Origin of the sequence: uncultured Roseibium sp. (genome assembly GCF_947499295.1) — a bacterium.
In the GTDB taxonomy this organism is placed as follows: Bacteria; Pseudomonadota; Alphaproteobacteria; order Rhizobiales; family Stappiaceae; genus Roseibium.
Window position 1 is genome coordinate 1 of record NZ_CANMNP010000071.1, and the last position, 3225, is coordinate 3225.

The following is a 3225-nucleotide window of genomic DNA, read 5'->3' on the forward strand; positions in this document are numbered from 1 at the left end:
AACGCCTGCTCGCGATCTTCGCGAGCGGATTTGCCCGCAAGCATTCCCGTCTTGCCGCGTAGCGATCCGAACTGTTCCGGCGCATTCGCCAAATCTTCAGCGAGCTTGTCGCGGGCGGACACCTGCTCAGCGCCGCTCGACTTCACGATGTCATCGATCCGCATCGCCTTTACGGCCTCGTCCGGCTGCTCATAAACGAGACGGGCGCGGTTCTGGATTTCAACCCAATGGGCTGTCAACGTTGCATCCGACTGCAATTTGGCCTCCACAGTCTCAGTGACGGATAGTGCCCATTCCTCAACGCCTTTGATCCAGGGCTGCAGCGGGGCCGCCTGTTCGCGTGTTCCTCTTTGAGCGGAATTGGTGCCCGTGACAAGCCCGAGCGAACCTGTCTTCAACTTTGCCCCGAACGCAGCAAGCCGTTCCCCGAGGCTCGTGAGCCTCGCCTTCTGCTCAGAAAGCCAACGGCGCTGGTTCTGAATCACGGCCTTGGCGACCCTGAGGCCATAGAGCCCGCGGTTGTTGGCGTAGGCGAGCGCCTGGGCGTAAAGCTCCGACCTCGCGTAGTCGAGCGTTGTTTCCTTGGCTCCTTTCTTGAAAAGAACCTCGACCAGGCCGCCATTCTTCGCAAACGACAACGCGCCGTGATAGAGCTTCACGTCTTCCCGGTGCCTGGTCATCGCGACATAGGTCAGATGCCGGTCCAGCGAGAGCGTTGCCAGAACCTTGACCTTGTCGACGGTCGCGCCTTGAGATTTGTGGATCGTCGTCGCATAGCCGTGATCGACATTGCGATAGGTCTTCTGGTTGACCTCGACGCGCCGGGTTTGATCCGATCCCCCACTACCACCAACAGCCCCGATCTCTGCAACAATGCGCCTCTCACCCGCTTCGACCACGCGGCCGATCATGCCGTTCTTGACGTTTAGGTCTCGGTCGTTCTTCAGGAACACGATTTGATCGCCAGCAGCAAAGAACCGTTCGCCGTCCTCGGTACGGAACTTGTGCCCTTCCTCAATCAGACCGCGTTCAATGAGCGTGGCACGTGCCAACTTGTTGAGCTCAAAAACATCAGCTCGAAGATGGGCAAGCATCAGCATCGACTTCGAGGGATCGTAGTCGGCCGACCAGTCATCGATCATGCCTTTGATGACCTGATCCTTGAGCGGCATGCTGACAACGTGACCGTTGGCGCGATACGTGTTGATCGCTTTAGCGACATCGCCCCTCGCAAGATCCATCGACGCATCACGCATCCACTGTTCGCGTTGCCGGTAAATCGTGCCAAGTTCTGCATAGCCGGTCCGGCCTGTCAGGGACCGGAACGCGGCACCGGCCTCAATCGGCTGAAGCTGCTCCGCGTCACCGATGAGAACAAGCTTGGCTCCGGCCTTCGCGATCGTCTCGACAAAGACGCTCATCTGCCGGCTATCGACCATGCCCGCCTCATCAATCACAAACACGGTCTTTCTATCCGGAAGTCCCTCACCCCGCGCCCACGACAATTGCCAGGACGCCAAAGTGCGAGATGCAATGCCGGCCTCTTTCTCAAGGCCCTCGGCCGCCTTGCCCGCCAGGGCGGCGCCGGCGACATGATAGCCGTTCGACTCCCAGACCTGACGGGCGGCTTTCATCATCGTGGTCTTACCGGCACCAGCCCGGCCGACGACAGCCGCCATGCGCTCATCGCCCGTGATGCGCTCAATCGCAACACGCTGCTCATCCGAAAGCTGCTCGCCCCCTGCCAGCACCTTGGAGCAGATCTTTGCATTGACGCCATGGGAAGATGCGGAAACCATCTTGTCGGCAAAGCGGCCCATCTCAGCTTCAAGCCGCAACAGATCGCGGCTGGTGTATTTTGCTGGCTCCAGCTTCTCCGTGTCCGGATTGATCGCTTCGACCGCGAGCTTTACCGCATCCGGAGAATTCAGAACGCGGGCAAGGAGATCCTGGAGAAGATCGGGGTCATCGACATACCTGTGAAGGTATTTCGCAACGTCCCGTTCATCGAACACGCTCTTCTCGCGCGTCACCGCATCAATGACAATTTCCGGACGGCGTTTGATACGCCGAACGTTCTCCCGGCAACTTTCCGCATGCCACGCAATGCGTTCGAGATCGACTTCACGCCCCTGGGCCTTGGCCTCCCTCTCAATGTTGCGTGCCTGAACGCCAATCTTCGTCGTCGGCTGCAACACAATACCCTGAGCCTCATAGCTTCGGTGATCGATACGAGCACCATGCCCGGCAAGCTCCAAGCTCTTGTTCGCATGCGCGGCCCAAAGCTCCCGCCACGCTTTCAGCGTTTCCTTGTCACCGGCCCAGGCCCGATATTGGATCTTGCCATTCTCCTGACCGCCCGCTCGAACCGGATTGCCGTTCTGATCCAAAACGGTTTCCCACTTCGATCCGAAGCCCGCCTCTGTCAACGGCGCCATCGTCAGCATGACATGGACATGCGGGTTGTTTTCCTTGTCGTGATAGACCCAATCCGCCACCATGCCCCGCAACGTGAAGGCTTCACGCACATAGCCCTGCATCAGGCTGATGTTCTCATCTCGGCTTAGCTCGCTCGGCAAGGCGATCACGATTTCGCGTGCGAGCTGCGCATTTGCCCGCGTCTCATGCGCCTCGACCGCATTCCAAAGCGCCTCGCTCGCACCGGCAACGCTCCGCCCATCAATCAGTGTCCGGAACCACTGTGGCATCTGATCCGGCAGTGCCAGTTCCTCATGAACCAGATCCGCATCCCGGTCCGAATAGTTGAATTTCTTGTGGTCCAGATCGTTCGACAACGTCATCTGTGTGCGGTGCCGGTAGGCCCCGGCTGCAACCGCCGAACGCCCCTGGCTCCTGGAGATCACCTGAGCGCTGAAGTGATAGATCGACATGGAACGGTGTGAGACCCCAGGACGGTGGCTGGAAAGGCGAACGACTTGCGAGGTTCTACCATTGAGCGTCAGCTCAACGAGCACTCGTCAAACTTCGCTACATGGTTGCTAATGTCCTTGACGGATAGCATAGTGGGATTGTGATCACAATCCTATAAGTGCGCATAAAGAACATAAAGAAATCACCAAAAAATGCCTCTTCCTCCTATGAGCAGACGCTTGAAAAGCGTCTGGGCGCAAGTCCAAACCTAGAGTTTCTAGGCCGTGTGGACGAATTGACTCAGGTATATGTTTTGGGATTCCGGATTTGATTTCAAAGTGATTCATAGGTTGC

At 58.0% G+C, this 3225-nt stretch carries 1 protein-coding gene; it reads right to left on the reverse strand.

The window, feature by feature from the left end; genetic code table 11:
• Positions 1 to 2975, reverse strand: a 2975-nt coding sequence (traA, locus tag Q0835_RS29550) for a Ti-type conjugative transfer relaxase TraA (RefSeq protein WP_298967007.1), incomplete at its 3' end; no start/stop codon positions are given.
• Positions 2976 to 3225: the final 250 nt, after the last annotated feature.